The organism is Pseudomonas eucalypticola (assembly GCF_013374995.1).
In the GTDB taxonomy this organism is placed as follows: Bacteria; Pseudomonadota; Gammaproteobacteria; order Pseudomonadales; family Pseudomonadaceae; genus Aquipseudomonas; species Aquipseudomonas eucalypticola.
In genome coordinates, this window is the sequence record NZ_CP056030.1 from 2,877,001 (window position 1) to 2,900,334 (window position 23,334).

Sequence of the window (23,334 nt, forward strand, 5' to 3'; positions counted from 1 at the left end):
AGATCAGGCGTGGGAAGCGGGCGGCGAGAAAGTGAACGCGAACAGCACGCTGCGGCGACGGCTGAGGCCAGCGTCGGTCATGCAGGGGGGCATTGCCTGGAAGGGGTGGTGGGCACGAGGCATGTGCAAAGTGATCCGCAATACAGGCGCGCACTGTAGGCCACCGGGGCAGTGGTGGTCAATACTGCTAGCAAACGATACGCTAACGGGCGCCATGCTCTCCCGGTGGCACAGGTGGTCTTCAGAATTGGCTTGCCTCGGACCCTGGCGGCTAGCCGCTTATTTTTTCAAGGTGCAAGGTTTCATGCTGATCAATCTCTGGTACGTCGTCATGCCCTCGGCGCAGTTGACCGATGGCCTGGCCCCGGTACAACTGCTCGGCCAACCGTTCGTGGCTTTTCGCGACGAGGCCGGTCATGCCCGCTTGCTGTCAGACATCTGCGTGCACCGCGGCGGCTCGTTGTCGGCCGGGGGCAAGGTCGGTGCCACCGTGCAATGTCCCTACCATGGTTGGCGGTTCGGCGCCGATGGCCGGTGCAGCCACATCCCCGCACAGCCGGAAGCACGAGTGCCGGTCAAGGCGCGGGTCGACGCTTACCCCACCGTGGAACGCCATGGGTGGATCTGGGCGTTTCTCGGCGATCTTCCCGAGGCCGAGCGGCCGCCCCTGCCGGCCCTGGACTGGGTCGATGACCCGAACGTGCGGGTGGTGGCGGGGCATTTCGACTGGGATGCCAGCTGGGACCGTGTCATGGAAAACGGCCTGGACTTCGCCCATGCGCCTTTTGTCCACGGTTCGACTTTCGGTGACCCCGACCACCCGGAAATCGCCGCCTTCGAGGTGCAACGTGATACCTGGGGCGGCCAGGCGCAAATGCTCATGCGCCGCCCTGTGCGCAAGGGATGGCTGCGGCGCAGGCCCACGGGCGAGCACGTCGAGGTGGCCACGGTACCGGGCTATCACTTCTCCGGCCCGTGCGCCACGCTGCACCTGACCCCGCGCCCCGGCTGGACCATCCACATCGTCTCGGCCCACGTGCCGGTGGCCGCCAACCGTACCCGTACCTGGTGGATGATGGGCCGTACCTTCCTGCGCTCGCCGCTGTTCGACCGGCGCACCATCGCCAGCAACCTGCGCATCTTCGAGCAGGACCATGAAGTGCTGCGCAAGGTACGCCCTGAGCGCGTGCCGGACACGTGGCAGCAGGAAGTGTCGGTAAAGTCCGATGGCCTGCAGATCGCCTTTCGTCAGCGTCTTCGCGAACTGGAGCAGCGTGGCTGGCGTATCGACGAGGCGCGCCTGGCGCGGGAGTTCACCGGCCGCACGGCGTGCGTGGTGCCGGGGCCGGAGCGGCGCGAAGGTGGGGCCTGGGCCATCGAGACGATTCCCCTGGTGGCGCTCGACCCTGTCACCCCGGCCTGAGCGGACGTAGGGTTCAGCGAGGCGGGCGCCCGCGGCAATTGTGCAGTTTGTGCGGAGGTTTGCTCCATGCCCTTGTCAGACCCAGGGTCGGCAAGGCTAAATCGACGGCCGCGCCTTTACCGCTTGGAGGAACTGCCCGTTGTCTTCCCACTCCCACACCGAATCCGCCATCGCTTCAACCACGAGTAGCAGCCGCCCAGGGTTCTGGCTGCTGGCCTCGCTGCTGGTCGCCATGGTCCTGGCTGCCTTGGACCAGAGCATCGTGGCCACCGCGCTGCCGGTGATCGCCAGCGAGATGAAAGGCATCGAGGGCATGAGCTGGGTGGTCACGTTGTTCATGCTGACGTCCACCATCGGTGCACCCCTGTATGGCAAGTTGTCGGACTTGTATGGCAAGCGGCCGTTGTTCCTGCTGAGCATCGGCGTGTTCGTCGGTGCCTCACTGCTGTGTGGCCTGGCCAACAGCATGGGCCAGCTCATCGCGTTTCGTGGGCTTCAGGGCCTGGGCGCTGGCGGGTTGATGACCCTGTCCCAGGTGGTGATCGGCAGTGTGGTCAAGCCCTCCGAGCGGGGGCGTTATCAGGGGCTGTTCTCGGCGGCATTCGCGGTCAGCGCGGCGGCCGGGCCATTGCTGGGTGGTTTCATTACCACGCAGTTCAGCTGGCGCTGGGTATTCCTGATCAACATTCCCCTGGGGGCGTTGGCCATCGCTGGCTTGATGATCAACCTGCCGGCCATCAAGCGGCGGCCGGACGTGAAGGTCGACTACCGCGGCGCGGCCGTGCTGTGCGTGGCCACCTCGGCGTTGCTGCTGCTCACCCATTCCTTTTCCCAGGCTGGGCAGGTCGACCCGCTGGCCACGTGGGGCCTGGGTTTGCTGGCGGTGGTCGGCTTCGCCGTGCTGTACAAGGTGGAGCACAAGGCGCCGGAGCCCATCATCGACCCGCGCCTGTTCGCCAACCGACGCTTCAGTGTGGCGGTGGCGGCGATGGCGGCCATGGCCTTCGCCATGATGGGCTCGCTGGTATTCATGCCGCTGTACTACCAGGCGGTGCTGCACCAGACCCCGACCGAGTCGGGCATCATGACCTTGCCCCAGGTGGTGATGATGGTGGTCAGCTCGTTCATCGGCGGCGCCATTTCTACCCGCCGGCAAAATCATGCCACCTTGCTGCTGCTGGGCGTGGGCCTGGAAGCGCTGGGCCTGTTCCTGCTGCTGATCTTTGCCCGCCACCAGCTGGGTGCACCGTATTTCCTGCTGGCCATGGGCGTGCTCGGTTCCGGCATGGGCATCGGCATGCCCAACGCCACCGTGATCGTGCAGAATGCCGTGGATCTGAAAGTCATGGGCGCTGCCACGGCGGGGCTGTCGTTCTGCCGCTCACTGGGGGCGGCGCTGGGCGTGGCCGTGGCAGGGGGCATCATGAGCTATACCCTGCGCCATGAACTCGCCCAACTGCCGGCTGCGTTGCAGGGAATGTCGCTGACCTTGCCCCAGGGCATTGGCTCGGCGGTGCAATCGGGCACCGACGTGGCCCAGCTCACCGAGCTGTACCGCACGGCGATCAGCGCCAGCCTGCTGGCCGGTGGTGCGGTAATGACGGTGGCGTGGTTGCTGGTGTTGTGGTTGGTGCTGGGCAAAAAACCTCGCAGCGAGCAGTCCTAGCCGGCGGAAAGCCTGTTGGCGCCAAGTCGCCTGCCTCCCGAGCTGGCGCCCGGTCCCACAGGGTTGTTTCTGAACTCGGGGCTTGCCCCTGTGGGACCGGGCGAAGCTCGGGAAAAGACCACCGCGGATCAACTGCCACACCGAGTCACCCGCTTCCCGAGCTGGCGCCCGGTCCCACAGGGTTGTTGCTGGACTCGGGGCTTGTTCCTGTGGGACCGGGCGAAGCTCGGGAAAAGACCACCGCGGATCAACTGCCACACCGAGTCACACGCTTCCCGAGCTGGCGCCCGGTCCCACAGGGTTGCGACTGGACTCGGGGCTTGTTCCTGTGGGACCGGGCGAAGCTCGGGAAAAGACCACCGCGGATCAACTGCCACACCGGGTCGCCTGCTTCCCGAGCTGGCGCCCGGTCCCACAGGGTTGTTGCTGGACCCGGGGCTTGCCCCTGTGGGACCGGGCGAAGCTCGGGAAAAGCGCAACGCGGTTCGACTGCCGTATCGCGTCAAACGGTTAACGTCCTAACCGCTTATCCCGCGCCAGACGCCGTGCATGCATTTCTGCCATGACTTGGGGTAACCTTTGAGCCAACAGAATCAAACCGTAACAATACCTGCCATTCCTTGTGTCTCAGGTCGATTCTGAATGTGCTATACCATTGCAATTGCCTCCACCTGCATCCTCGTTGACGGAGTTCTCGATGTCTCGCAAACAAAAAACTTCACCCAGTGAAAACCAGATAGCCGTGCAGGAGTCTCGTATACCTGACATTGCGATCAAGGCGTTCAGCAACGCCTTCAAGGCTGCCATCGCTCAAGGTGCAAGTGTGCTCGTGGCCAGGAACGGTGAATTGCTCGAGGTTTCTGAACATGCCCGCACGCCTATTCGCTCACTGGGTGAATATGGCCATCTGAAAAGCGGCACTCGGTTGAAGATTCGTAAGCAAGAGGATCGGGCCAGTTCTTGAGCACGCCCCGAATACGGATATTTGCGGGGCCGAACGGTTCAGGTAAAAGCACGTTCAATCGGTTGATACCGAAACACCTCCTAGGCTGTTATGTCAATCCAGATGACATAGAGAGGAACATCGGCAGTACCGGCTATTTCGATTTTTCCTCCTACGGGATCGAAAAGCACCAGGCTGAGGTTTTCGAATTTCTTCGCGCCCACCCGGTTCTGAATGTCTCCGCGACTGCGCTGCATAAATTGCAGCGGCTCTCCATTGACGGGAACCGTTTGAATTTCGACAGAACTACCATTGATTCGTACGTCGCGTCGGCGTTGTCCGATTTTGTCAGGCGTATGCTCATTCGCGAACGCATAAGCTTTACGTTTGAGACGGTAATGTCTTCCGCGGACAAAGTAGGCCTGCTGCGTGAAGCTCGCGATGCGGGTTACCGGGTATACGTGTACTACGTGGCCACCGCCGATCCTGAAATCAATGTCCGTCGTGTGGCCTATCGGGTTTCTCAGGGGGGGCATCATGTTGCACCTGAGAAAATTCGTACGCGTTATTTCCGCTCGCTCGACCTTTTGTCCGAAGCGATTTTGGTCTCCAACAGAGCTTATGTATTCGATAACTCCGATGAGGGCGAGGGTTTCGCTCAGCTGGCCGAAATAACCGATGGCGAATGTATCGAAATCAAGTCGGACATTCAGCCACCCTGGTTTGACACTTATGTGCTCAACAAGCTGCTCTGATAGGATCACGTCATAGCGTGGCCCTGCCGCTATCGAATTTACGCCCCCCGCAACAAGTCATGCTCATCCAGCAGCCGAAAGAAGATCTCCGGACGTCGCGCCAGCGCCCGGCGAATCGCCGCCGGGATCGCTTCACGGGTCTTGCGGCACAGCCCCGGCTGTTCATCGAATTCAAACACCAACCCGCGCACGCTGCGCACCTCGTTGTAGCCCGGGGTGATCCGCACAACGATGCCCAGCAGTTCCTGCATTCTGCCGCACAGGCGTTGCAGGTCTTCCAGGCTTTGCAGGTTCTCGAGGCGGTCGATCAGTTTGCGCTCTTCATGCCGGGTCAACTGCAAGATTCGGCAGTCGGCCCCTGGGGTGTCCAGCAACTGCCCGTGCCCGCAAATGCAGGCGGCAGGGGGGCAGGGTTGGCGGGTCGGGGCAGGGTTGGTCATGGCTCCAGCATAGCCAGTGGGCATCGGCTTGCACAATGCTGCGGAATGTTTGCGTGATCGTCCGGAAACAGCACACCCGTGCAATATTGCGCGGCCTACGCTGCTAGAGTTCAGACTGCTTACGTACTGCCCGGCCAACGTAGCCCGGCAGGCGCCACCGTGATTGCTGCAAATGAGGAAGCCATGCACAAACTGACCATCAATGGGCAGGAACACGCTGTAGACGTGCCGGCCGATATGCCATTGCTATGGGTGCTGCGCGACGTGCTGGGCATGACCGGCACCAAATATGGATGCGGTATCGCTCAGTGTGGCGTGTGTACCGTGCACCTGGATGGCCAGGCCGTGCGCTCGTGCGTGCTGCCGGTCAGCGCCGTGGAAGGCCATGCCATCACCACCATCGAAGGGGTCGGCGAGACCCCGGTGGGCGCCCAGTTGCAACAGGCCTGGCTTGAACATGAAGTGGTGCAGTGCGGTTACTGCCAGCCAGGCCAGATCATGGCCGCTGCCGCGCTGTTGCATAACCACCCGCAGGCCGATGACGAGCAGATCGTCACGGCGATGACCGGCAACCTGTGCCGCTGCGCGACCTATACCCGCATCCGCGCCGCGATCAAAAGCGTCAGCCAGGCCTGAGGAACAACCTGATGAAAACCGCCACTCTCCTGGGTACGGCGCTCTCTCGCCGTGGCTTGCTCAAAAGCAGTGCACTGACCCTCGGCGGCCTGGTGCTCAGTACCTGGCTCCCACCGATAGTCGCCCGCTCCGCCGCCGCCGAGGCGGTGGCCCCCGGCCGCCCGGGCACGCCGAATTTCGAAGGCTTCGGCGCATTCGTGCAGATCGCCGAGGACGGCAGCGTGCGCGTCATCTCGCCAAAGATCGAAATGGGCCAGGGCGCCCAGACGGGCATCGCCATGATGGTGGCTGAAGAGTTGGAAGTGGACCTGGACCAGGTGCACATCCAGGAAGCACCGCCCAACGGCGCGCTGTATACCGACACCCTCCTGAAATTCCAGGCCACCGGAGGCTCGTCGTCCACCCGCTTCACGTGGGAGCCGCTGCGCAAGGCCGGCGCCACGGCGCGTATCCTGCTGACCCAGGCCGCCGCCCTGCGCTGGAACGTGGCGCCCAGCCAGTGCCGTGCGCAGAAGGGCCAGGTACACGGGCCCCAGGGTCAGAGGCTGGGTTATGGCGAGCTGGCCAACGCGGCCGCGCAGTTGCCGCTGCCCACCGACGTGCCGCTCAAGGCCATGGCCGACTTCACCTTGCTCGGCACCCCGGCCCGGCGCCTGGACACCCCCGACAAGGTCATCGGCAAGGCGCAGTTCACCATCGATTTGCAGGTGCCAGGCATGCGCATCGCCTCGACGCTGACGTGCCCGGTGCATGGCGGCACGCTCAAGGCGCTGGAGGAGGGCGATGCCCGCCAAGTGCCGGGCGTGCGCGACATCATCCGGCTGAGCAACGCGGTGGCGGTGATTGGCGACCATTTCTGGGCCTGCCAGCAGGGCCTGAAGGCCTTGCGCATCGACTGGGACTACGGCGCCAACGCCGACGGCCATTCGGCGTCGCTGGACAAGGCGCTGCTGGCGGCCAGCAGCCGGGACGGCGTGGTGGCCCATGAAGCCGGCGACATCGCCAACACCCTGGCCTCCGCCAGCAGCCGCTTCGAAGCGGTGTACGAACAACCGTTCCTCTCGCACTCGCCGCTGGAACCCATGGGCTGTGTGGCCCACGTGCGTGCCGATGCCTGCGAGTTGTGGGTCGGCACCCAGGCGCCCGTGTTCGCGCAGATGGGGGCGGCGAAAATCAGCGGCCTGCCGCCAGAAAAAGTCATCATCCACAACCAGTTGATCGGCGGTGCCTTCGGCCGCCGGCTGGAGTCGGACTTCATCTTCCAGGCAGTGGACATCGCCCGCCAGGTCGATTACCCGATCAAGCTGGTGTGGAGCCGCGAAGAAGACATGACCCACGACCTGTACCGGCCGCACTACGTCGACCGCCTGAATGCGGCCCTGGACGATGATGGCGGGTTGCAAGGCTGGGAGCACCGGATTGCCGGCGCCTCGGTGATCGCCAGCTTCGTCGGTGCCTTGCCGCCCAACGGCGTCGACGCCGACGCGGTGGAAGTGGCCATCGAGCCCATCTACCAGTTGCCGCACTTGAAGGTGCGCTATATCCGCGAAGACCCCAAGACCATCCCCGTGTCCTGGTGGCGCGGGGTGGGTCCGTTGCGCAGTACCTATGCGCTGGAGTCGTTCGTCGACGAGCTGGCGCACCGTGCCAAGGCCGACCCCGTTGCCTACCGCGAACGCTTGATTGCTACGCAGCCGCGCGCGCTGGCGGTGCTCAAGCGCGCCGCCGAGGCGGCTGACTGGCATACGCCGCTGCCCGCCGGGCAGGGCCGTGGCATTGCCGTGAGCGCAGTGTTCGGCAGTTTCATCGCCACCGTGGTGGAGCTGGAAATGCAGGGCGAACGTGGGCTGCGGATCAAGCGCCTGGTCTCGGCGATCGACTGTGGCTTCGTCAACAACCCCACTTCGGTGACCTCCCAGGTGGAAGGCGGCACGCTGTTCGGCCTGTCGGCAGCGCTGTTCAACGAGATTCTGGTGGAGAACGGTCGCGTGCAGCAGAACAACTTCAACGCCTACCGGCAGATCCGCATGAGCGACGCGCCACCGGTTGAAGTGCACCTGGTACCCAGCCTGGAGGCCCCCGGCGGCGTCGGCGAAACCGGTGCGGTACCGGTGGCGGCCGCCCTGGTCAATGCCCTGCACGCGGCCAGCAATGCCCGCGTGCGCCGCTTGCCCCTGAGCCGCTCCGGCTACTACACCGTTTGAGGAAGGCTGACATGACGTTTATCAAACTGGCCCTGGCCGCCACCCTCGTGACGGTGTGCGCGACGGCGCAGGCGGCCGACCCGCAACTCGTTGCCAAAGGCCAATACCTGACCCGCGCCGCCGACTGCGAGGCCTGCCATACCACCCCTGGCGGCAAGCCGTTCACCGGCGGCCTGGCGTTCCAACTGCCGTTCGGCACCCTGTACTCACCCAACATCACCCCAGACCCGGCCACCGGCATCGGCGCCTGGAGTGACGACGAGTTCGTCAGTGCCCTGCAGAAAGGCGTGGGCAAGGACGGCAAGCATTACTACCCGGCGTTCCCGTACACCTCCTACACCCTGATGCCGCGCGAGGACATCCTGGCGATCAAGGCGTACCTGTTCAGCCTGGCGCCGGTGGACCAGCCGCCCAAGGACAACGACATCGGCTTCCCCTTCAACCAGCGGTGGGGCATGGCCCTCTGGAACCCGATGTTCGCCGCTAACGAGCGCTTCGTGCCTGACCCGCAACAGTCCGCCGAATTCAACCGGGGTGCGTACCTGGTGCAGGGACCGGGGCACTGTGGCGAGTGCCATTCGCCGCGTACCCTGTTCCAGGCGGTAGACACCGGCAAGTCACTGGCGGGCGCGACCATCGGCAACTGGCAGGCCTACAACATCAGTTCCGACCCGCGCTACGGCGTCGGTGGCTGGCCACGCGACGTGCTGACCCGCTATCTGGCCACCGGCGAGGCGCCGGGCTATGCCATGGCCGGTGGGCCCATGAGCGATGTGGTGGAACACAGCCTGCGCTTCCTGACCCCCGCTGATATCCAGGCGGTGGCCGTGTACCTGCAAGGCGCGCCCGCCCGTGCCGAAGGCATCACACGGCCCAAGGCGGTCGTGAATGATGGTCCGCTGGCGCCGGGCGATGGCCTGGGGCGCAAAGTCTTCGTCGATGCCTGCGCCGGCTGCCACCGCCTGGACGGCCAGGGCAACCAAAGCCCGGTGGCCACCCTGAGCGGGCTCAAGACCCTCAACGATCCGTTGGGTACCAACCTGATCGCCGTGCTGTTGGCCGGGCACTATCCGGCCACGTTTGGGTCGCAACAGAAGATGCCTGATTTTGCCCATAGCTACAGTGACAAGGAGCTGGCCGCCGTGAGTACTTTCGTCTTGCGCCGCTTCGGTGAGAGCGACGCGCGCATTACCCCGCAACAAGTGGCTCGGAGCCGTAGCAGTGCCTTGCATTGACCGCTTGCTGGCCGCGATAGACGCCAGCCTCGACGCGGGTACCGAAGCCGTGGTGGCCACGGTAGTCAAGGTCCGTGGTTCGGCGTACCGACGGCCAGGGGCGCGCATGCTGATCCCGCTGGTGGGCGCCCCCAGTGGCACGGTCAGTGGGGGTTGCCTGGAAAGCGAGGTGGCGAAGAAAGCCTGGTGGCTGAGTGAGCACGGGCCCAAGGTGGTGGCCTACAGCACCGCGGCTGATGAGGAGGACCCGCTGGACGAAGCGGCCCTGAGCTTCGGCCTGGGCTGCAACGGCACCGTGTATGTCCTGATGGAACGCGTGCAGCAGACCGAAGGGTCCATATTGCTCGCCACGTTGCGGCAGGTGCGTGATACCGGGCAGCCGGCGGCGTTGGCCACGGTCATCACCAGCGACGGTGCGCTACCCGTGGGTTCGCGCCTGGCTGCTGGCCAGAGCACCTGGGCCCACCCGGCGCTGACGGCGTGCGTGGCGCAGGGGCTGGCTGATGTGCAGCGCCTGGGCAAGTCGGCGCTGCGCCGGTACCGGGGCGAGTGGGGCGAAGTCGAAGTGTTCCTCGAATACCTGGCCCCGGCCCGACGCCTGGTGGTGTTCGGCGCCGGCCACGATGCCCAGCCGCTGGTGCGCATGGCCAGTCTGCTGGGCTGGAAGGTCACGGTGGTGGATGGCCGTGCGCATTTCGCCCGGCAAGCGCGCTTTCCGGAAGCTGAAGCGGTGATCTGCGCCGACGCACGCGCGCCCCTGGCCTTCGCGGAGCGGCTGAACGGGGCGGCGGTCGCCATCATGACTCACAGCCTGAGTCAGGATTTTCATTGGCTGCGCGCGGCACTGGCCAGTGGCGCCGCCTACATCGGCCAACTGGGCCCTCGGGACCGCACGGAGCGCCTCTTGGCTGACATGGATGAGCCGTCGTTAGCGGCGCTGGACCGCTTGCATTACCCCATGGGCCTGGACTTGGGCGGCGACAGCCCGGAAAGCGTGGCCCTGGCCATCCTGGCCGAGATCACCGCGGTGTTCAACGGCCGCCAGGGTAGCCCGTTGAAAGGCCGCCAGCAAAGCATTCACGACGTCGAGCCTTCGGTGCTGCACGCGGACATGGCCGCGCCAATCCACGTCCCGTCCCCGTAGCAGCGGACCCGGCCGCGTCACCGGCGCCGCGTGGCATCAGGCATACCGCGTGCACCGCCGACGCGGCCAGGTCCGCTGCTACAGATCGATTCAGAGGTAGCGTGAATCACGCATCCGAGCGACCGAACCACTCCAGCGCCGTGCGCCAGACGCAGACACCCAGGAAGTAAGCCGACATCAACAGCCACACCGCCATGACCAGCGGGTTGACGGCGGGGTGGTCGTGCACCAGCGACAGGCTGCACAACAGCCAGATGGCGGTGACCGCGATGTTGATGGGCATGAACCGCTTCACGCGGAATGGGTGCAGGAACTTCATGCGGGTGACGGTGAGCAGGGCAAGCACCACGATGGTCAAGAGCGTCACCCACGGCGACGGTGCAAGGGTGTACAGGCACAGGGCGACCACGTTCCAGGCGGCGGGGAAGCCCTGGAAGTAATTGTCCTTGCTTTTCATCTCGACGTTGCAGAAGCAGAACAGTGACGACACCAGCATCACCGACGTCGCGACCAGGGCGGTGTATTCGGGCAAGGGGATGTAGCGGTAGATGAACAGCGCCGGGATGAACACGTAGGTCAGGTAGTCGATGACCAGGTCCAGCACTGAGCCGTCGAAGTGCGGCAACACGGTCTGCACGTTCACCCGGCGCGCCAGGGAGCCATCGACGCCGTCGACGATCAGCGCCACGCCCAGCCATATCAGGCAGGCCTTGGGCTGGTTTTCGAACAGCGCCAGGGTCGCCAGCAGGGCGGTGACCACCCCAGTGGCAGTGAAACCATGAGCGCCCCAGGCTTTGAGCCTGGCCAGGTGCAAGGTCGAGATCACGAAACAGTCTCCAGCAGGAAAAGGGCAGCGATGCGCTGGCTGCACCTGTCGACCGGGCACGGGCGGCAAGGTTCAGTGGCGTGATCTCAGGATAGGCAATTTCTGCGGTTTAGAGCAGGGCAGGGTTGCAAGCCGCTACCGAACTACAGGCCGCCACGTCGCCGCAGCAATGCCTGCGGGGGGGCCACTGGACGGTGCGGGCCGCGGGTCGACCTGAAGAAATGTTCTATCCAAGCAGTCCGTCGGCGAATAATATTCGTCGCCATCCTTTTTTCGAGATCCGTTCATGGACAAGCTTGACCGCGCCATCCTCGATATTCTGCAAGTGGACTGCACGCGTTCGGTCAGTGACATCGCTGATCAGGTGGGCCTGGGCAGCACGGCGTGCTGGCGGCGTATCCAGAAAATGGAAGAGGCCGGCATCATTCGCGCGCGGGTAGCGTTGCTCGATGGTCGGCAACTGAATGTGGGCGTGGTGGTCTTCGTGTCGATTCGCACCACTCAGCACAACGCCGAATGGATCGAGGGGTTCCACCAAGCGGTCGCGGGCATCGAGGAAGTGGTGGAGGTGTACCGGATGGCGGGCGATACCGATTACCTGTTGCGCGTGGCAGTGCCAGACGTCGCGGGGTACGACGCGGTGTACAAGCAGCTGATCCGTATACCGGGGTTGTCCGACATCAGTTCGAGCTTTTCCATGGAACAGATCAAATATTCCACACGGTTGCCGCTGCGATACGCGCCTTAGGGTCGGTATTTCCTACAGAGCCTCGCTGCACCGCGTGACACGGTGCCGAGCGGGCAGGCCGTTGCCGAAAGGGGCAGGGAGGTTTTACTTCGCCCAGCCATCTGGCTATCATGCGCCACGGAGATGGCATTCCTCCTTGAACCGCCGCGCTGGCCGCAGCTGATGATGCCTACAGACACCTGATCACGGGGCTGTAGGCGTACGCGCAACAATTCCCTTCTGGTCAGGCACTCTTCTTTTTTGGTGACTGACCCATGTCCAGACTCAGACGCTTCGAACAACTCGACTTGTTGCCCTATATCGGCAAATGGCTGCTGCTCGCCGGCCTGGTCGCCGTGCTGGCCGGTTCGGCCTCAGCGTTTTTTCTGTTTGCCCTGGACTACGTCACCGGTGTGCGCGACAGCCACCGCTGGCTGATCTGGCTGCTGCCGATGGCCGGGTTCGTGGTGGGCTGGATCTATTACCGCCTGGGCAAGACGGTGGAGGCGGGGAACAACCTGCTGATCGACGAGATTCACGACCCGAAGAACGTGGTGCCCCTGCGCATGGTCCCCCTGGTGCTGGGCGGTACGCTGATGTCGCACCTGTTCGGCGCTTCAGTGGGCCGCGAAGGCACGGCGGTGCAGATGGGCGGTGCCCTGGCCGACCAGGTGACCCACCTGCTGCGGCTGCGCCGCGAGGACCGACGAATCATTCTGATGGCGGGTATCAGTGCCGGCTTCGCCTCGGTGTTCGGCACTCCATTGGCCGGTGCGGTATTCGGGCTGGAGGTACTGGCCATCGGGCGCCTGCGCTACGACGCGCTCTTCCCCTGCATGATCTCCGCCATCGCCGCTGACCAGGTCGGGCTGCTGTGGGGCGTGCAGCATACGCACTATGCCATCGGCGAGATCGTGCCGGTGCAAGGGTGGAATGTGCTGGCGGTGCTGATTGCCGGGGTCATCTTCGGCCTGGCCGGCTTGCTGTTCGCCACCGCCACCCACCGCCTGGGCGCGCTGGTCAAGCGGCTTATCGCCTACCCGCCATTACGGCCCTTCGTGGGTGGCGTGGTGATCGCGGTAGCTGTGTGGGCCTTGGGTGCCTACGATTACATCGGCCTGGGCATCCCCAGCATCGTGCGAGCCTTCGAGGTGCCGGTGGCGCCCTGGGACTGGTTCGGCAAGCTGGCCTTCACCGTGGCGTCCCTGGGGTCGGGGTTCAAGGGCGGCGAAGTGACCCCGCTGTTCTATATCGGCGCTACCCTGGGCAATGCATTGGCACCTTTGCTGCACCTGCCGTTCGCCCTGCTTGCGGGCATCGGTTTCGTCGCCGTGTTCGCCGGTGCGGCCAATACGCCGCTGGCGACCATCATCATGGCCATGGAGCTGTTCGGTGCCGACATCGGACCACTGGCGGCCATCGCCTGCATTGCCAGTTACCTGGTGTCGGGCCACACGGGCATCTATAGCGCCCAGCGCATCGGCCATAGCAAACAGCGCGGCAGAGGGCTGCCGGAAGACCTGCGATTGGGGGAATTGAAGCAGTACAGGGAACAGCAGCGCCGCAAGTAGCAGGCTGCTTTAGGCCTGCCGAGGTTCATTCCTGAACAAACCACTAACGTAACGCAGATTCTGCTTCACTGTAACAATCTTGAACCTATACTCCGCGTCGATGCCGTTTGCCACGCTTTGAATGCCGGAATTCGCCCCATGAACAAGATCCTGCGCCAGTACTTTCCGGCTTCCACCCTGCGTATGCTGCCCAACCGCTGGGACCTCATGGCGCTGCCATTGGTGGTAGGGTTCCTGCTGTTCTTCTCCATCGGTGCCCACCAGACCTGGGCGCCCATTTCCACCCTGCAGAGCCAGGCCATTTCCCTGGACCCCGCCGACCTGCCCGAATACGCCGTGCGCACCACCCTGCGCATGCTTGCCGCCATGGCCGCGTCGTTGGTGTTCACGCTGCTTTATGGCACCTTGGCGGCCAAAAGCCGGCGCGCCGAGAAGCTGCTGGTGCCGGTGCTGGACATCCTGCAGTCGGTGCCGGTGCTGGGCTATATCTCGTTTACCGTGACCTTCTTCCTGCTGTTGTTCCCAGGTCGGGTGCTGGGCGCCGAGTGCGCGGCGATTTTCGCCATTTTTACCAGCCAGGCGTGGAACATGACCTTCAGCTTCTACCAGTCCCTGCGCATGTTGCCCCGGGACCTGGAAGAGGTGGCCAGCAACCTTCAGCTATCGGCCTGGCAGAAGTTCTGGAAGCTCGACGTGCCCTATGCCATACCGGGCCTGGTGTGGAACATGATGATGAGCATGTCCGGTGGCTGGTTCTTCGTGGTGGCCTCCGAGGCCATCACCGTGGGTGACCAGACCATTACCCTGCCAGGCGTGGGCGCCTACCTGGCCACGGCCATCCTGCAGCGCAACATGGCGGCGGTGGGCTATGTGATCCTGGCCATGGTGGTGGTGATCCTGCTCTACGACCAGTTCCTGTTCCGCCCCCTGGTGGCCTGGGCCGACAAGTTTCGCATGGAAAACACCGCCTCCCAGGCCGGCGTGCCGGAGTCCTGGGTGCTCAACCTGATCCAGCGCACGCGCCTGGTGCAGCGTCTGTTGCGGCCGGTGACACGCACCATCGGGCGCCTGGGCAACCGACGCTTCAGCCTGCCGCGTCGGCGCCGCAAGGCGCCTCCCAGCGTCCACGCTTCGCGGCTGGTGGACTGGCTATGGAACGGCGCCATCGGCGCGCTGACCCTCTATGCCTTGTGGCATATCATTACCTACGTGGGCACCGAGGTGGGCCTGGATGAATGCCTGCACGTACTGGGCCTGGGCCTGATCACGCTGGTGCGGGTGATGCTGCTGATCGCCTTGGCGTCGCTGATCTGGGTGCCGTTGGGGGTGATGATTGGCCTGCGGCCCACATGGGCGGAAAAGGTCCAGCCATTGGCGCAATTTCTCGCCGCGTTTCCGGCCAACCTGCTGTTCCCGGTGTTCGTCATCGTCATCCTGCGCTATCAGCTGAACCCGGACGTATGGCTGAGCCCCCTGATCGTGCTCGGCACCCAGTGGTACATCCTGTTCAACGTGATTGCGGGGGCCAGCGCCTTTCCCAATGACTTTCGCGAAGCGGCGACCAATTTCCGCATTCGTGGCTGGCAGTGGTGGCGCACCGTGATGTTGCCCGGGATCTTCCCTTATTACGTCACCGGCGCCATCACCGCCTCGGGCGGCGCCTGGAATGCCAGCATCGTGTCGGAGTTCGTCGCCTGGGGCCAGGACAAGGTGGTGGCCCACGGGCTGGGCGCCTACATCGCCGAAACCACGGCGGCCGGCGACTTCCCCAAGATCACCCTGGGGGTGGTGGTGATGTCCCTGTTCGTGGTGGTGTTCAACCGGGTGGTGTGGCGCCCCCTGTATGCCGTCGCTGAAAACAAGTTGCGCATGAATTGAAGGGAAACCGCAGATGAATACCTTGAATGAACACCCCGGCAACAGCGCGCCGATTTTTTCCCTGAGCAACGTGAGCCGCGGTTTCGGCAAGGGCAAGGAAGCGCACCAGGTGCTCAGCGATGTCGACCTGGTGCTGCGCGAGGGCGAGATCGTTGGCCTGCTGGGGCGTTCCGGCTCGGGCAAGTCGACATTGCTGCGCATCATCGCCGGCCTGATCGAGCCCAGCGCCGGTGACGTGCGCTACCGTGGCGAGCCGCTGGACGGCCCGGCCGAAGGCGTGGCCATGGTCTTCCAGACCTTCGCGCTGTTCCCCTGGCTGACGGTGCTGGAAAACGTCGAAGCCGGCCTGCACGCCCTGCAGGTGCCGCGCAAGGAGGCCCGCCAGCGAGCGCTGGCGGCCATCGACCTGATCGGCCTGGACGGCTTTGAAAACGCCTACCCGCGTGAGCTGTCGGGCGGCATGCGCCAGCGCGTGGGCTTTGCCCGGGCACTGGTGGTCAACCCGACGTTGCTGCTGATGGACGAGCCGTTTTCGGCCCTGGACGTGCTCACCGCCGAAACCCTGCGCACCGATTTGCTCGACCTGTGGAGCGACAAGCAACTGCCCATCAAGTCGATCCTGATCGTCACCCACAACATCGAAGAAGCGGTGCTGATGTGCGACCGCATTCTGGTGCTGTCCTCCAATCCAGGCCGGGTGGTGGCACAGATCAAGGTGCCGTTCGCCCACCCGCGCAACCGCCTGGAGCCGCGCTTTCGCAACATGATCGACGACATCTACGCGCTGATGACCGACCGCCGCAGCGCCGACGCCAGCAAAGGCCGCGCCGAGTTGAAGGTCGGCAGCCAGCTGCCCGACGTGTCCACCAACCTCATGGCGGGCCTGATCGAGGCCTTGGCGGCCGAACCCTACCATGGCCGCGCGGGCATGGCGGTGGTGGCCGAGCGGTTGCTGCTGGAGGTGGACGACCTGTTTCCCGTGGCTGAAATGCTTGAACACCTGGGCTTTGCGGAGCTAAAGGGCGCTGACATCAGCCTGACCGACGCCGGCCGGCTGTTCGCCGATTACGGCACCCAGGAGCGCAAGGCACAATTCGCCGAGCACCTGGTGCGCAACGTGCCCCTGGCGGCGCGTATCCGCCTGATCCTGCAGGAACGCCGCGGCCACCGCGCCCCGCGGGTGCGTTTCGAGCAGGAGCTGGAGGATTCGTTGAGCGAAGTGTTCGTGGAGCAGACGCTGGAAAGTGTGATCAGCTGGGGACGGTATGCGGAGATCTTTTCGTATGATGACCATACGGAGACGTTCAGCCTGGAGGATATGGAGGGGGAGGGGTAGGGTGGCTGCCGGGTGCAGGGCTTGATGCCGTTAGCGCTCTTGAGATCGAGCGCCGCCCGCGCGGCGCACGATCTCAAGAGCGCCATAGCAACAAAGACAAGCACCCCCCTTGAAAATCCTCACCCCCGCTCCCGCTCCCGCTCCCGCTCCCGCACCAGCGCCTCCAGCGTCAACCGATTCTGCGACAGCAATATAGACCGAACGGTCTCCATCCGCGCCCGATCAATGCTGTCCCACCCCAGCGCCCGCAGCACCGGCCGGCGCAACACCCGAAATACCATCCCCTGGGCGTTGAACGCCAACGCCCGAATGATCGTCACCTCATCATCCGCACCACGGCCCGTCAAACGCCCCACGATGCCGCGCGTGACGGCCCCCAGGCGCAGGTTGAGGCCCTGGTCCATCAAGTCGAATGCCGCTGGCGGCCCCAGGCCCGCTTGCTCGCGGGCCATGAAGCGGCGCCAGTCGCTGGACTGGGGGTTGTCATGGATCAACGCGACGAAGCCGCCGAGAATGTCCAGGTAAGCGTCGATCAGGTTCGTGTCGGTCGCACCCGGTGTTGCCAGCAAGGTTTCGGCATGGGTCACCACGTCGCTCAGTTGCGCCCAGATGTGCGTGAGGATGTAGTCGACGCAGGCAACGTACACGCCTTCCTTGTTATCGAAGTAATACTGCAGCGCGGGCGCGTTGACCCCGGCTGCGTTGGCGATGTCGCGGGTGGAGGCGCCTTCGAAACCGCGCTCGGCGAATAACCCCACGGCGGCCTCGATGATCCGCTGGCGGGTCTCTTCGCCGCGCTGGTAGCCGCCTTCCTTTGCCGGTCGATGTCGTGCCATGTGAACGCGCCTGTAATGAGTCAGCTGCAAAATATATCACTTGACATAAATTCGCCACCGTCACATTTTGTCTCAACTGGAATAATTTGGAGCCCCAGGCATGTCTGTCGACCGTCCTCTCGGCCAGCAAGAGCGCTTGTCCCCCGTGGCCGAACCCCCTGATGAGCCGCGACGCGCCGGCCCGCGCAAGGTGTTGCTGGGCCTTGGGCTGTTGATCGTGCTGGCGGGCCTGGTGTGGGGCGGCTATTGGCTGCTGCACGGACGCTTCATCGAAAGCACCGATGACGCTTACCTGCAGGCCGACAGCATGACCGTGGCGCCCAAGGTGGGCGGCTATGTGACCGAGGTGCTGGTGGCCGATAACCAGACCGTCAGCGTTGGCCAGCCGCTGGTACGCCTGGACGTGCGCAAATACCAGGCCGCGCTGGATGAAGCCTTGGCCACCGTAACCTCGCGCCAGGCCGACGTGGCCAAGGCCGAGGCCGACCTGGTGCAACAGGACGCCAGCATCGCCCAGGCCCGGGCCGAATTGGCGGGCGCCGATGCCGACACCCGCCATGCCCGTTCGGAAGTGGCACGCTACGCCCCGCTGGCCAAGTCAGGGGCGGAAACCGAGGAGCGCCTGGCCGAACTCAACAACAAGTTGGCCCAGGCAAGCACCAGCCAGACCGCCCGCCAGGCGGCGGTACAGTCAGCGCAAACTCGCGTGGGCATTCTCAAGGCGCAGTTGCAGCAAGCCCGCGCCCAGTTGGTCGTGGCCGAGGCCAGCGCGCGCCAATCGCAATTGGACCGTGACGACACCACCGTGGTCAGCACCCTGGCCGGCCGTGTGGCCGACCGCAGCGTGCGGGTAGGGCAGTTCACCCAGCCGGGAACCCGGCTGCTGACCGTGGTGCCCGTGCGGGCGCTGTACCTGACGGCCAACTTCAAGGAAACCCAGATCGGCCACATGCGTCCCGGCCAGCAAGTCACCGTGCACGTGGACGCCTTGCCAGGCCAGGACCTGGTGGGGCATATCGACAGCCTGTCGCCGGGTACCGGGTCGCAGTTCGCCCTGCTGCCATCGCAGAACGCCACGGGCAACTTCACCAAAATTGTCCAGCGGGTGCCGGTGCGCATTCATCTGGACGTACCCGATGGCGTGCGCAACGTGCTGGTTCCGGGATTGTCGGTCACCGTTGACGTGGACGTGCGTAGCCATGGCTGAGGCCAGCAGCATTGCGGCGCCGCGGCCGGCCAATGCGTCGCTCAGCGACTGGGTGGCCGTGGCCGCGGGCTCTCTGGGCGCCTTGCTGGCCACCCTGGATATCTCCATCACCAACTCGGCGCTGCCGCAGATACAGGGGCAGATCGGCGCGTCGGGCACCGAAGGCACGTGGATCTCCACCGGTTACCTGATGTCCGAAATCGTCATGATTCCGCTGGCCGCGTGGCTGACGCGGGTATTCGGCCTGCGCCGGTTCCTGATGGGCAACGCGATTTTCTTTACCCTGTTTTCCATGTGCTGCGGGTTGTCCACCACCCTGATGGGAATGGTACTGGGGCGCATTGGCCAAGGGTTCGCCGGTGGCGCGATGATCCCCACCGCGCAAACCATCATTCGCACGCGCCTTCCCCGGCACCAGATGTCGGTGGGCATGTCGATCTTCGGCCTGACCGTGCTGCTGGGGCCGTTGATGGGCCCGGTGGTGGGCGGCTGGCTGACCGAGAACGCCAGTTGGCGCTGGTGCTTTTTCCTCAACCTGCCCATCAGCCTGGCGCTGGTGGCGTTGCTGTGGAGTGGCCTGCGCCCGGAAAAGGCCGACCTGCAGCAATTCATCAAGGCGGACTGGGTGGGTATCCTCGGCCTGACCCTGGGCTTGAGCACCTTGACCGTGGTGCTTGAGGAGGGGCAGCGCGAGCACTGGTTCGAGTCCCACATGATCGTCTGGCTGAGCCTGCTGTGCGTGGTCGGGTTCTTCCTGGTGGCGGTGGGGCAGGTATTCGCCAGGCGACCCATCGTGCGCTTGAGCCTGCTGCGCAACCCGCGGTACGCCAGCGTGATCCTGATTGTCTCCACCGTGGGCGCTGCTATCTACAGCATCTCCTACCTGCTGCCCCAGTTCCTCGGCACGGTGGCCGGCTACAACGCCCAGCAGGCGGGCTCGATCATGCTGCTGTCGGGGCTCCCGGCATTCCTGCTGATGCCGGTGTTGCCGGCGCTGCTGCAGCGTTACGACGCCCGCTGGCTGGTGATCATCGGCCTGGTCATGTTCAGTGTCAGTTGCGCCCTGGACATCGGCCTGACCAGCGAAAGCGTGGGCCACGATTTCTACGGTTCGCAGCTGCTGCGCGGCTTCGCCCAGATCTTGGCGATGATGCCGCTCAACCAGGCGTCCATGGCTGCGGTGGCGACCCATGAGGCCGGTGATGCGGCGGGTCTGTACAACATGGCGCGCAACCTGGGCGGCTCCATCGGCCTTGCGCTGATGGGCGTGCTCATCGACCGTCGCGATAGTTACCACGACGCCACGATCCGCGAGTCATTGACCGCCAACAGTACCCTTGGCCAGGAGCACATGGCCGGCCAGACCGCCAGCTTTCTGATGCAGACCGGCGACCAGGCCCTGGCGCAGCTCAAGGCCACCGCGCAACTGGCCAGCCAGATCGCAGGGCAGGCCACGGTGATGACCTTCAACGAGTGCTTCTATTTGCTGGCCATCGCCCTGGTACTGTGCCTGCCTCTGGCCCTTCTCCTGAAAAAACCGGCGAGCCACCCATGACTCACAGAACCCTGATATCGGCCGTGGTGCTGGGCCTGCTGGCCGGTTGCACCGTCGGCCCCGACTACCACGGCGCACCTTCGGTCGCCGCCAAGACCCTGGCGGCCGGCCGGCTGCCGCACGCCGACACTCAGGCCGGCGCCCCACCGGCTGCGGCCGACTGGTGGCGTGGGCTGAACGACCCCCAGCTCGACGCGCTGGTTGAGGCGGCGTTGAAAGACAGCCCGGACATTCAATCGGCCCTGGCCCGCTTGCGCCAGAGCCGTGCCGGCCTGAGCGGCCAGCAGGCTGATGCCAGGCCCAAGCTCAGCGCCAACGCCACCAGCCTGCGCATGCGCTCGCCTGACCTGTCGGCGCTGACCGGGGAGGACAGCGGGGGTGGGCGGGGGCCGGTGCAGTTCTACCTGGCTGACTTCGATGCCAGCTGGGAAGTGGACCTGTTTGGCGGAACCCGCCGCGCCATCGAGGCGGCCTCGGCCAGCGCCGACGCCTCCCAGGCTGACCTGGCAGACGCCCAGGTGCAACTGGCGGCCGAAGTGGTGCAGGCCTATGTCGACCTGCGCGACCGCCAGGCGCGCCTGGCCCTGGTGGACGCCACCGCGCAACTGGAAGCCCAGGTGCTGGACCTCACCCAGCAGCGGCGTGCCCGCGGCGTTGCCTCGCAGTTGCAGTTGGAGCAAGTGACCACGCAATTGCAGACCACCCAGGCCCAGCGCCTGCCCTTGCAGGCGCAGATCATCGAGTCCCTGGATCAGCTGGCGGTGCTGTGTGGCCAGGAGCCGGGCGAGCTGGACGCGCGCCTGGGCCAGCCGGCCGACCTGCCCAGTGTGCCTGCCAGCGTACCCCTGGCGGACCCGGCCGCCCTGCTCAAGGCCCGCCCGGACATCCGCGCCGCCGAGCGTCAGCTGGCCTCCAGCAATGCGCAGATCGGTGAGAAGAAAGCCGACTGGTTCCCCAAACTATCGTTGATGGGCGACCTGGGCTTCAGCGCCGCCGAGCCGTCGCACCTGCTGCGCAAGGACAATGGCACCTGGCTGCTGGTCCCACGCCTGACCTGGAACGCCCTGGATTTTGGCCGCGTGGCGGCTAGCGTCGATAGCGCCGAAGCCGGGCGCGACGAGGCTCAGGCACATTACCGCAGCGTGGTGCTGGGCGCCTTGCGCGACGCCGACACGGCGCTCGCCCGTTATGGCCATCAGCGCCAGAACGTGGTGTTGCTGCGTGACATCGAAGCCTCATCGGGGCGCGCCGCCAGCCTGACCCGCGAGCGCTACGACGCGGGCACGGCCAGCACCCTGGATTGGCTGGATGCCGAGCGCACGCGGTTCGATGCCGAACAGAACCGGATCAGTGGGGATGCGCTGCTGCTCAAGGATTTTGCGGCGTTGCATAAGGCGTTGGGGTTGGGCTGGCGGACGTAGGGGGCGAGATGTGCGTCGAGGTCCCCCTTGATGCAATTCAAAACCAACCACGTTATCCTCCCCTGAAATCTCTTCCAAACCCCATCCGCCCATGATCGCCCACCTGCTCATCTTCTTCTGCACCCTGGTCGCCATGGAAGGCGTCGGCACGCTGGCGCACAAGTACATCATGCACGGCCCCGGCTGGTGGCTGCATCGGTCGCACCACGAGGCGCACCTGGGCGCGCTGGAAGCCAATGACCTATACCTGCTGGCCCTGGCGCTGGCCGCCATCGGCCTGATGGTGATGGGCGACGCCGTGGCGCAATGCATTGGCGCGGGCGCCGCGGCCTATGGATTGATCTACGTGGTGTTCCATGACGGCCTGGTGCACCGCCACTGGCCGGTACGCCCCAGCCCGCGCCACCCGTACCTGCTGCGCCTGTACCAGGCCCACCTGATGCATCATGCCATCAAGGACCGGCGCAACAGCGTGTCGTTCGGGTTTCTCTATGCGCCCTCCCAGGCAACCCTGAACGCGCACGTGCAGGCCAGCGACGAGCCAACGTCTGCGTCCGGCCCTCACACCCAGCTTGACTAAGACGTGCCCAGGGCCTGGGCGGCCAGGTCCGCCAGGTAGGCCAGGGCGGCGCTCTCGGTTTCGCTGGCCCGGTGCAGACGGTAGCCCAGCGGGGCCACGTTCGGCAGGCCTTCCATGACCCGCAAATGCGCCGGCAAGCCCACCCGGGTGCGCAGGGTAATGCCCAGCCCGGCGCTGACGGCAGCCCACAGCCCTGCCACGCTGGGGCTGGTGAGGGCGATGCGCCAAGGGATATGCGCTGCATCCAGCGCCTGCAAGGCCGCGCTGCGCAGCACGCACGGCGCGTCAAATAGCACCAGCGGCAGCGGGTTGTCGGCGCTGGCCGTGAACTGACGGTGGCCGGGACCGATCCAGTGGGTCGGGGTTTGGCCCAGGCGCGTCGACCACGGTGTGCTCGCGCCGGTGTCCCAGGTCAGGGCCAGGTCGAGCCGGGCGCTTTCCACCAACGGCAGCAATTCGGCGCTGCGGCCCAGGCGGATCTCCAGGCTGATGCCCGGGTAGACGCTGGTGAAGCGCTGAAGCACATCACTGAGCAGGCGCTCACCGAAATCCTCCTGCAAGCCCAGGCGCAGCGTGCCCTGGGCTTGGGTTGCATGCAGGTGGCCGAAGATCTCGTCATTGAGCCCCAGCAGGCGCCGAGCGTGCCCCAGCAGCAGTTCGCCCATGGGCGTCAAGGCCAGGCCGCGCCCCGACCGCGCGAGCACGGGGCTGCCGACCTGCTCTTCGAGTTTCTTCAGTTGCGCGCTTACCGCCGACGTCGAGCGACCCAGGCGGTCGGCGGCCTTGGCGAAGCTGTCCAGTTCGACCCCGGTGACAAATGTACGCAGCACGTCCAGGTCAAAGGTTGGGTGACGCATGTTGATAATCCTGGATTTCAGAACTGTTGATCCTGATGAATCTGATATTCAGGATTATCGTCGCTGGGTACGGTGTACGTCGTCAACCGCCCAT

General features: G+C 65.0%; 20 protein-coding genes and 1 riboswitch. Of the genes, 16 read left to right on the forward strand and 4 right to left on the reverse strand.

The annotated features are described in order from the left end of the window. Window positions 1–304: 304 nt before the first annotated feature. From HWQ56_RS12920 to HWQ56_RS12935, 4 genes are all read left to right on the forward strand, one after another. Window positions 305–1,423, forward strand: coding sequence for an aromatic ring-hydroxylating dioxygenase subunit alpha (locus tag HWQ56_RS12920; RefSeq protein ID WP_158159237.1), 1,119 nt, complete (start codon window positions 305–307; stop codon window positions 1,421–1,423). A 139-nt stretch (window positions 1,424–1,562) separates the two neighbouring features. Beyond that, window positions 1,563–3,089 carry a DHA2 family efflux MFS transporter permease subunit gene (locus HWQ56_RS12925; protein ID WP_176570733.1) on the forward strand — a complete coding sequence of 509 codons (1,527 nt, stop codon included), beginning with the start codon at window positions 1,563–1,565 and terminating at the stop codon, window positions 3,087–3,089. Window positions 3,090–3,786: 697 nt separating this feature from the next. Further along, on the forward strand, window positions 3,787–4,053 hold the full coding sequence (locus tag HWQ56_RS12930) for a hypothetical protein (protein ID WP_176570734.1): 267 nt from the start codon (window positions 3,787–3,789) through the stop codon (window positions 4,051–4,053). Next, window positions 4,050–4,787: an ATPase gene (locus tag HWQ56_RS12935; RefSeq protein WP_176570735.1), complete on the forward strand. Its 738-nt coding sequence runs from the start codon at window positions 4,050–4,052 to the stop codon at window positions 4,785–4,787. Before HWQ56_RS12930 ends, HWQ56_RS12935 begins: the two co-directional genes overlap by 4 nt. Window positions 4,788–4,825: 38 nt before the next feature. Here the strand turns inward: HWQ56_RS12935 and HWQ56_RS12940 are convergent, their stop codons facing one another. Next, complete coding sequence (locus HWQ56_RS12940) at window positions 4,826–5,227, reverse strand: hypothetical protein (RefSeq protein WP_158159233.1); 402 nt, start codon at window positions 5,225–5,227, stop codon at window positions 4,826–4,828. Between the two features lie 183 nt (window positions 5,228–5,410). On the opposite strand from HWQ56_RS12940, the gene HWQ56_RS12945 reads away from it, so the two are divergent. From HWQ56_RS12945 to HWQ56_RS12960, 4 genes are read left to right on the forward strand one after another with little or no spacing between them, the layout of a single operon-like run. Beyond that, window positions 5,411–5,863: a (2Fe-2S)-binding protein gene (locus tag HWQ56_RS12945; RefSeq protein ID WP_158159162.1), complete on the forward strand. Its 453-nt coding sequence runs from the start codon at window positions 5,411–5,413 to the stop codon at window positions 5,861–5,863. 11 nt (window positions 5,864–5,874) lie between these two features. Beyond that, on the forward strand, window positions 5,875–8,067 hold the full coding sequence (locus tag HWQ56_RS12950; protein WP_176570736.1) for a xanthine dehydrogenase family protein molybdopterin-binding subunit: 2,193 nt from the start codon (window positions 5,875–5,877) through the stop codon (window positions 8,065–8,067). Between the two features lie 11 nt (window positions 8,068–8,078). Next, a complete protein-coding gene (locus tag HWQ56_RS12955; RefSeq protein WP_176570737.1) occupies window positions 8,079–9,302 on the forward strand; it encodes a cytochrome c in 1,224 nt (407 codons plus the stop codon). Then, complete coding sequence (locus HWQ56_RS12960) at window positions 9,289–10,446, forward strand: XdhC family protein (RefSeq protein ID WP_176570738.1); 1,158 nt, start codon at window positions 9,289–9,291, stop codon at window positions 10,444–10,446. The genes HWQ56_RS12955 and HWQ56_RS12960 overlap by 14 nt, the downstream gene beginning before the upstream one ends. A gap of 106 nt (window positions 10,447–10,552) precedes the next feature. Here the strand turns inward: HWQ56_RS12960 and pcsA are convergent, their stop codons facing one another. Beyond that, window positions 10,553–11,272, reverse strand: coding sequence for a phosphatidylcholine synthase (gene pcsA / locus HWQ56_RS12965; RefSeq protein WP_176570739.1), 720 nt, complete (start codon window positions 11,270–11,272; stop codon window positions 10,553–10,555). A 286-nt stretch (window positions 11,273–11,558) separates the two neighbouring features. Here pcsA and HWQ56_RS12970 point away from each other — a divergent pair, with 286 nt between their 5' ends. The 4 genes from HWQ56_RS12970 (at window position 11,559) to HWQ56_RS12985 (ending at window position 16,784) form a co-directional block, all read left to right on the forward strand. Further along, a complete protein-coding gene (locus tag HWQ56_RS12970) occupies window positions 11,559–12,020 on the forward strand; it encodes an Lrp/AsnC family transcriptional regulator (RefSeq protein ID WP_158154641.1) in 462 nt (153 codons plus the stop codon). 110 nt (window positions 12,021–12,130) lie between these two features. Beyond that, a riboswitch (Fluoride riboswitch) is annotated at window positions 12,131–12,199 on the forward strand. 75 nt (window positions 12,200–12,274) lie between these two features. Further along, window positions 12,275–13,570 carry a voltage-gated chloride channel family protein gene (locus tag HWQ56_RS12975; protein ID WP_176570740.1) on the forward strand — a complete coding sequence of 432 codons (1,296 nt, stop codon included), beginning with the start codon at window positions 12,275–12,277 and terminating at the stop codon, window positions 13,568–13,570. A gap of 138 nt (window positions 13,571–13,708) precedes the next feature. Next, a complete protein-coding gene (locus HWQ56_RS12980; RefSeq protein ID WP_176570741.1) occupies window positions 13,709–15,448 on the forward strand; it encodes an ABC transporter permease in 1,740 nt (579 codons plus the stop codon). A 13-nt stretch (window positions 15,449–15,461) separates the two neighbouring features. Then, window positions 15,462–16,784: an ABC transporter ATP-binding protein gene (locus HWQ56_RS12985; RefSeq protein ID WP_176570742.1), complete on the forward strand. Its 1,323-nt coding sequence runs from the start codon at window positions 15,462–15,464 to the stop codon at window positions 16,782–16,784. Window positions 16,785–16,903: 119 nt separating this feature from the next. On the opposite strand, the gene HWQ56_RS12990 is transcribed toward HWQ56_RS12985, so the two are convergent. Continuing rightward, window positions 16,904–17,620 carry a CerR family C-terminal domain-containing protein gene (locus tag HWQ56_RS12990; protein WP_176570743.1) on the reverse strand — a complete coding sequence of 239 codons (717 nt, stop codon included), beginning with the start codon at window positions 17,618–17,620 and terminating at the stop codon, window positions 16,904–16,906. A 100-nt stretch (window positions 17,621–17,720) separates the two neighbouring features. Here HWQ56_RS12990 and HWQ56_RS12995 point away from each other — a divergent pair, with 100 nt between their 5' ends. From HWQ56_RS12995 to HWQ56_RS13010, 4 genes are all read left to right on the forward strand, one after another. Then, on the forward strand, window positions 17,721–18,827 hold the full coding sequence (locus HWQ56_RS12995) for an HlyD family secretion protein (protein WP_176570744.1): 1,107 nt from the start codon (window positions 17,721–17,723) through the stop codon (window positions 18,825–18,827). Beyond that, window positions 18,820–20,382, forward strand: coding sequence for an MDR family MFS transporter (locus HWQ56_RS13000; RefSeq protein WP_176570745.1), 1,563 nt, complete (start codon window positions 18,820–18,822; stop codon window positions 20,380–20,382). Before HWQ56_RS12995 ends, HWQ56_RS13000 begins: the two co-directional genes overlap by 8 nt. After that, window positions 20,379–21,803 carry an efflux transporter outer membrane subunit gene (locus HWQ56_RS13005; RefSeq protein WP_176570746.1) on the forward strand — a complete coding sequence of 475 codons (1,425 nt, stop codon included), beginning with the start codon at window positions 20,379–20,381 and terminating at the stop codon, window positions 21,801–21,803. Before HWQ56_RS13000 ends, HWQ56_RS13005 begins: the two co-directional genes overlap by 4 nt. Window positions 21,804–21,894: 91 nt before the next feature. Beyond that, a complete protein-coding gene (locus HWQ56_RS13010) occupies window positions 21,895–22,383 on the forward strand; it encodes a sterol desaturase family protein (protein WP_176570747.1) in 489 nt (162 codons plus the stop codon). Here the strand turns inward: HWQ56_RS13010 and HWQ56_RS13015 are convergent. Continuing rightward, on the reverse strand, window positions 22,380–23,240 hold the full coding sequence (locus tag HWQ56_RS13015; RefSeq protein WP_176570748.1) for a LysR substrate-binding domain-containing protein: 861 nt from the start codon (window positions 23,238–23,240) through the stop codon (window positions 22,380–22,382). The genes HWQ56_RS13010 and HWQ56_RS13015 overlap by 4 nt on opposite strands. Between the last annotated feature and the right edge of the window lie 94 nt (window positions 23,241–23,334).

What these genes read in the sequence shown, in the direction of transcription:
- HWQ56_RS12930 (WP_176570734.1), top strand. Translation starts at nt 3,787, where the DNA reads ATGTCTCGCAAACAAAAAACTTCACCCAGTGAAAACCAGATAGCCGTG.
- HWQ56_RS12975 (WP_176570740.1), top strand. Translation starts at nt 12,275, where the DNA reads ATGTCCAGACTCAGACGCTTCGAACAACTCGACTTGTTGCCCTATATC.
- HWQ56_RS12945 (WP_158159162.1), top strand. Translation starts at nt 5,411, where the DNA reads ATGCACAAACTGACCATCAATGGGCAGGAACACGCTGTAGACGTGCCG.
- HWQ56_RS12940 (WP_158159233.1), bottom strand. Translation starts at nt 5,227, where the DNA reads ATGACCAACCCTGCCCCGACCCGCCAACCCTGCCCCCCTGCCGCCTGC.
- HWQ56_RS12955 (WP_176570737.1), top strand. Translation starts at nt 8,079, where the DNA reads ATGACGTTTATCAAACTGGCCCTGGCCGCCACCCTCGTGACGGTGTGC.
- HWQ56_RS13005 (WP_176570746.1), top strand. Translation starts at nt 20,379, where the DNA reads ATGACTCACAGAACCCTGATATCGGCCGTGGTGCTGGGCCTGCTGGCC.
- HWQ56_RS12995 (WP_176570744.1), top strand. Translation starts at nt 17,721, where the DNA reads ATGTCTGTCGACCGTCCTCTCGGCCAGCAAGAGCGCTTGTCCCCCGTG.
- HWQ56_RS12950 (WP_176570736.1), top strand. Translation starts at nt 5,875, where the DNA reads ATGAAAACCGCCACTCTCCTGGGTACGGCGCTCTCTCGCCGTGGCTTG.
- HWQ56_RS12985 (WP_176570742.1), top strand. Translation starts at nt 15,462, where the DNA reads ATGAATACCTTGAATGAACACCCCGGCAACAGCGCGCCGATTTTTTCC.
- HWQ56_RS13000 (WP_176570745.1), top strand. Translation starts at nt 18,820, where the DNA reads ATGGCTGAGGCCAGCAGCATTGCGGCGCCGCGGCCGGCCAATGCGTCG.
- HWQ56_RS12970 (WP_158154641.1), top strand. Translation starts at nt 11,559, where the DNA reads ATGGACAAGCTTGACCGCGCCATCCTCGATATTCTGCAAGTGGACTGC.
- HWQ56_RS12990 (WP_176570743.1), bottom strand. Translation starts at nt 17,620, where the DNA reads ATGGCACGACATCGACCGGCAAAGGAAGGCGGCTACCAGCGCGGCGAA.
- HWQ56_RS13010 (WP_176570747.1), top strand. Translation starts at nt 21,895, where the DNA reads ATGATCGCCCACCTGCTCATCTTCTTCTGCACCCTGGTCGCCATGGAA.
- HWQ56_RS13015 (WP_176570748.1), bottom strand. Translation starts at nt 23,240, where the DNA reads ATGCGTCACCCAACCTTTGACCTGGACGTGCTGCGTACATTTGTCACC.
- HWQ56_RS12920 (WP_158159237.1), top strand. Translation starts at nt 305, where the DNA reads ATGCTGATCAATCTCTGGTACGTCGTCATGCCCTCGGCGCAGTTGACC.
- HWQ56_RS12980 (WP_176570741.1), top strand. Translation starts at nt 13,709, where the DNA reads ATGAACAAGATCCTGCGCCAGTACTTTCCGGCTTCCACCCTGCGTATG.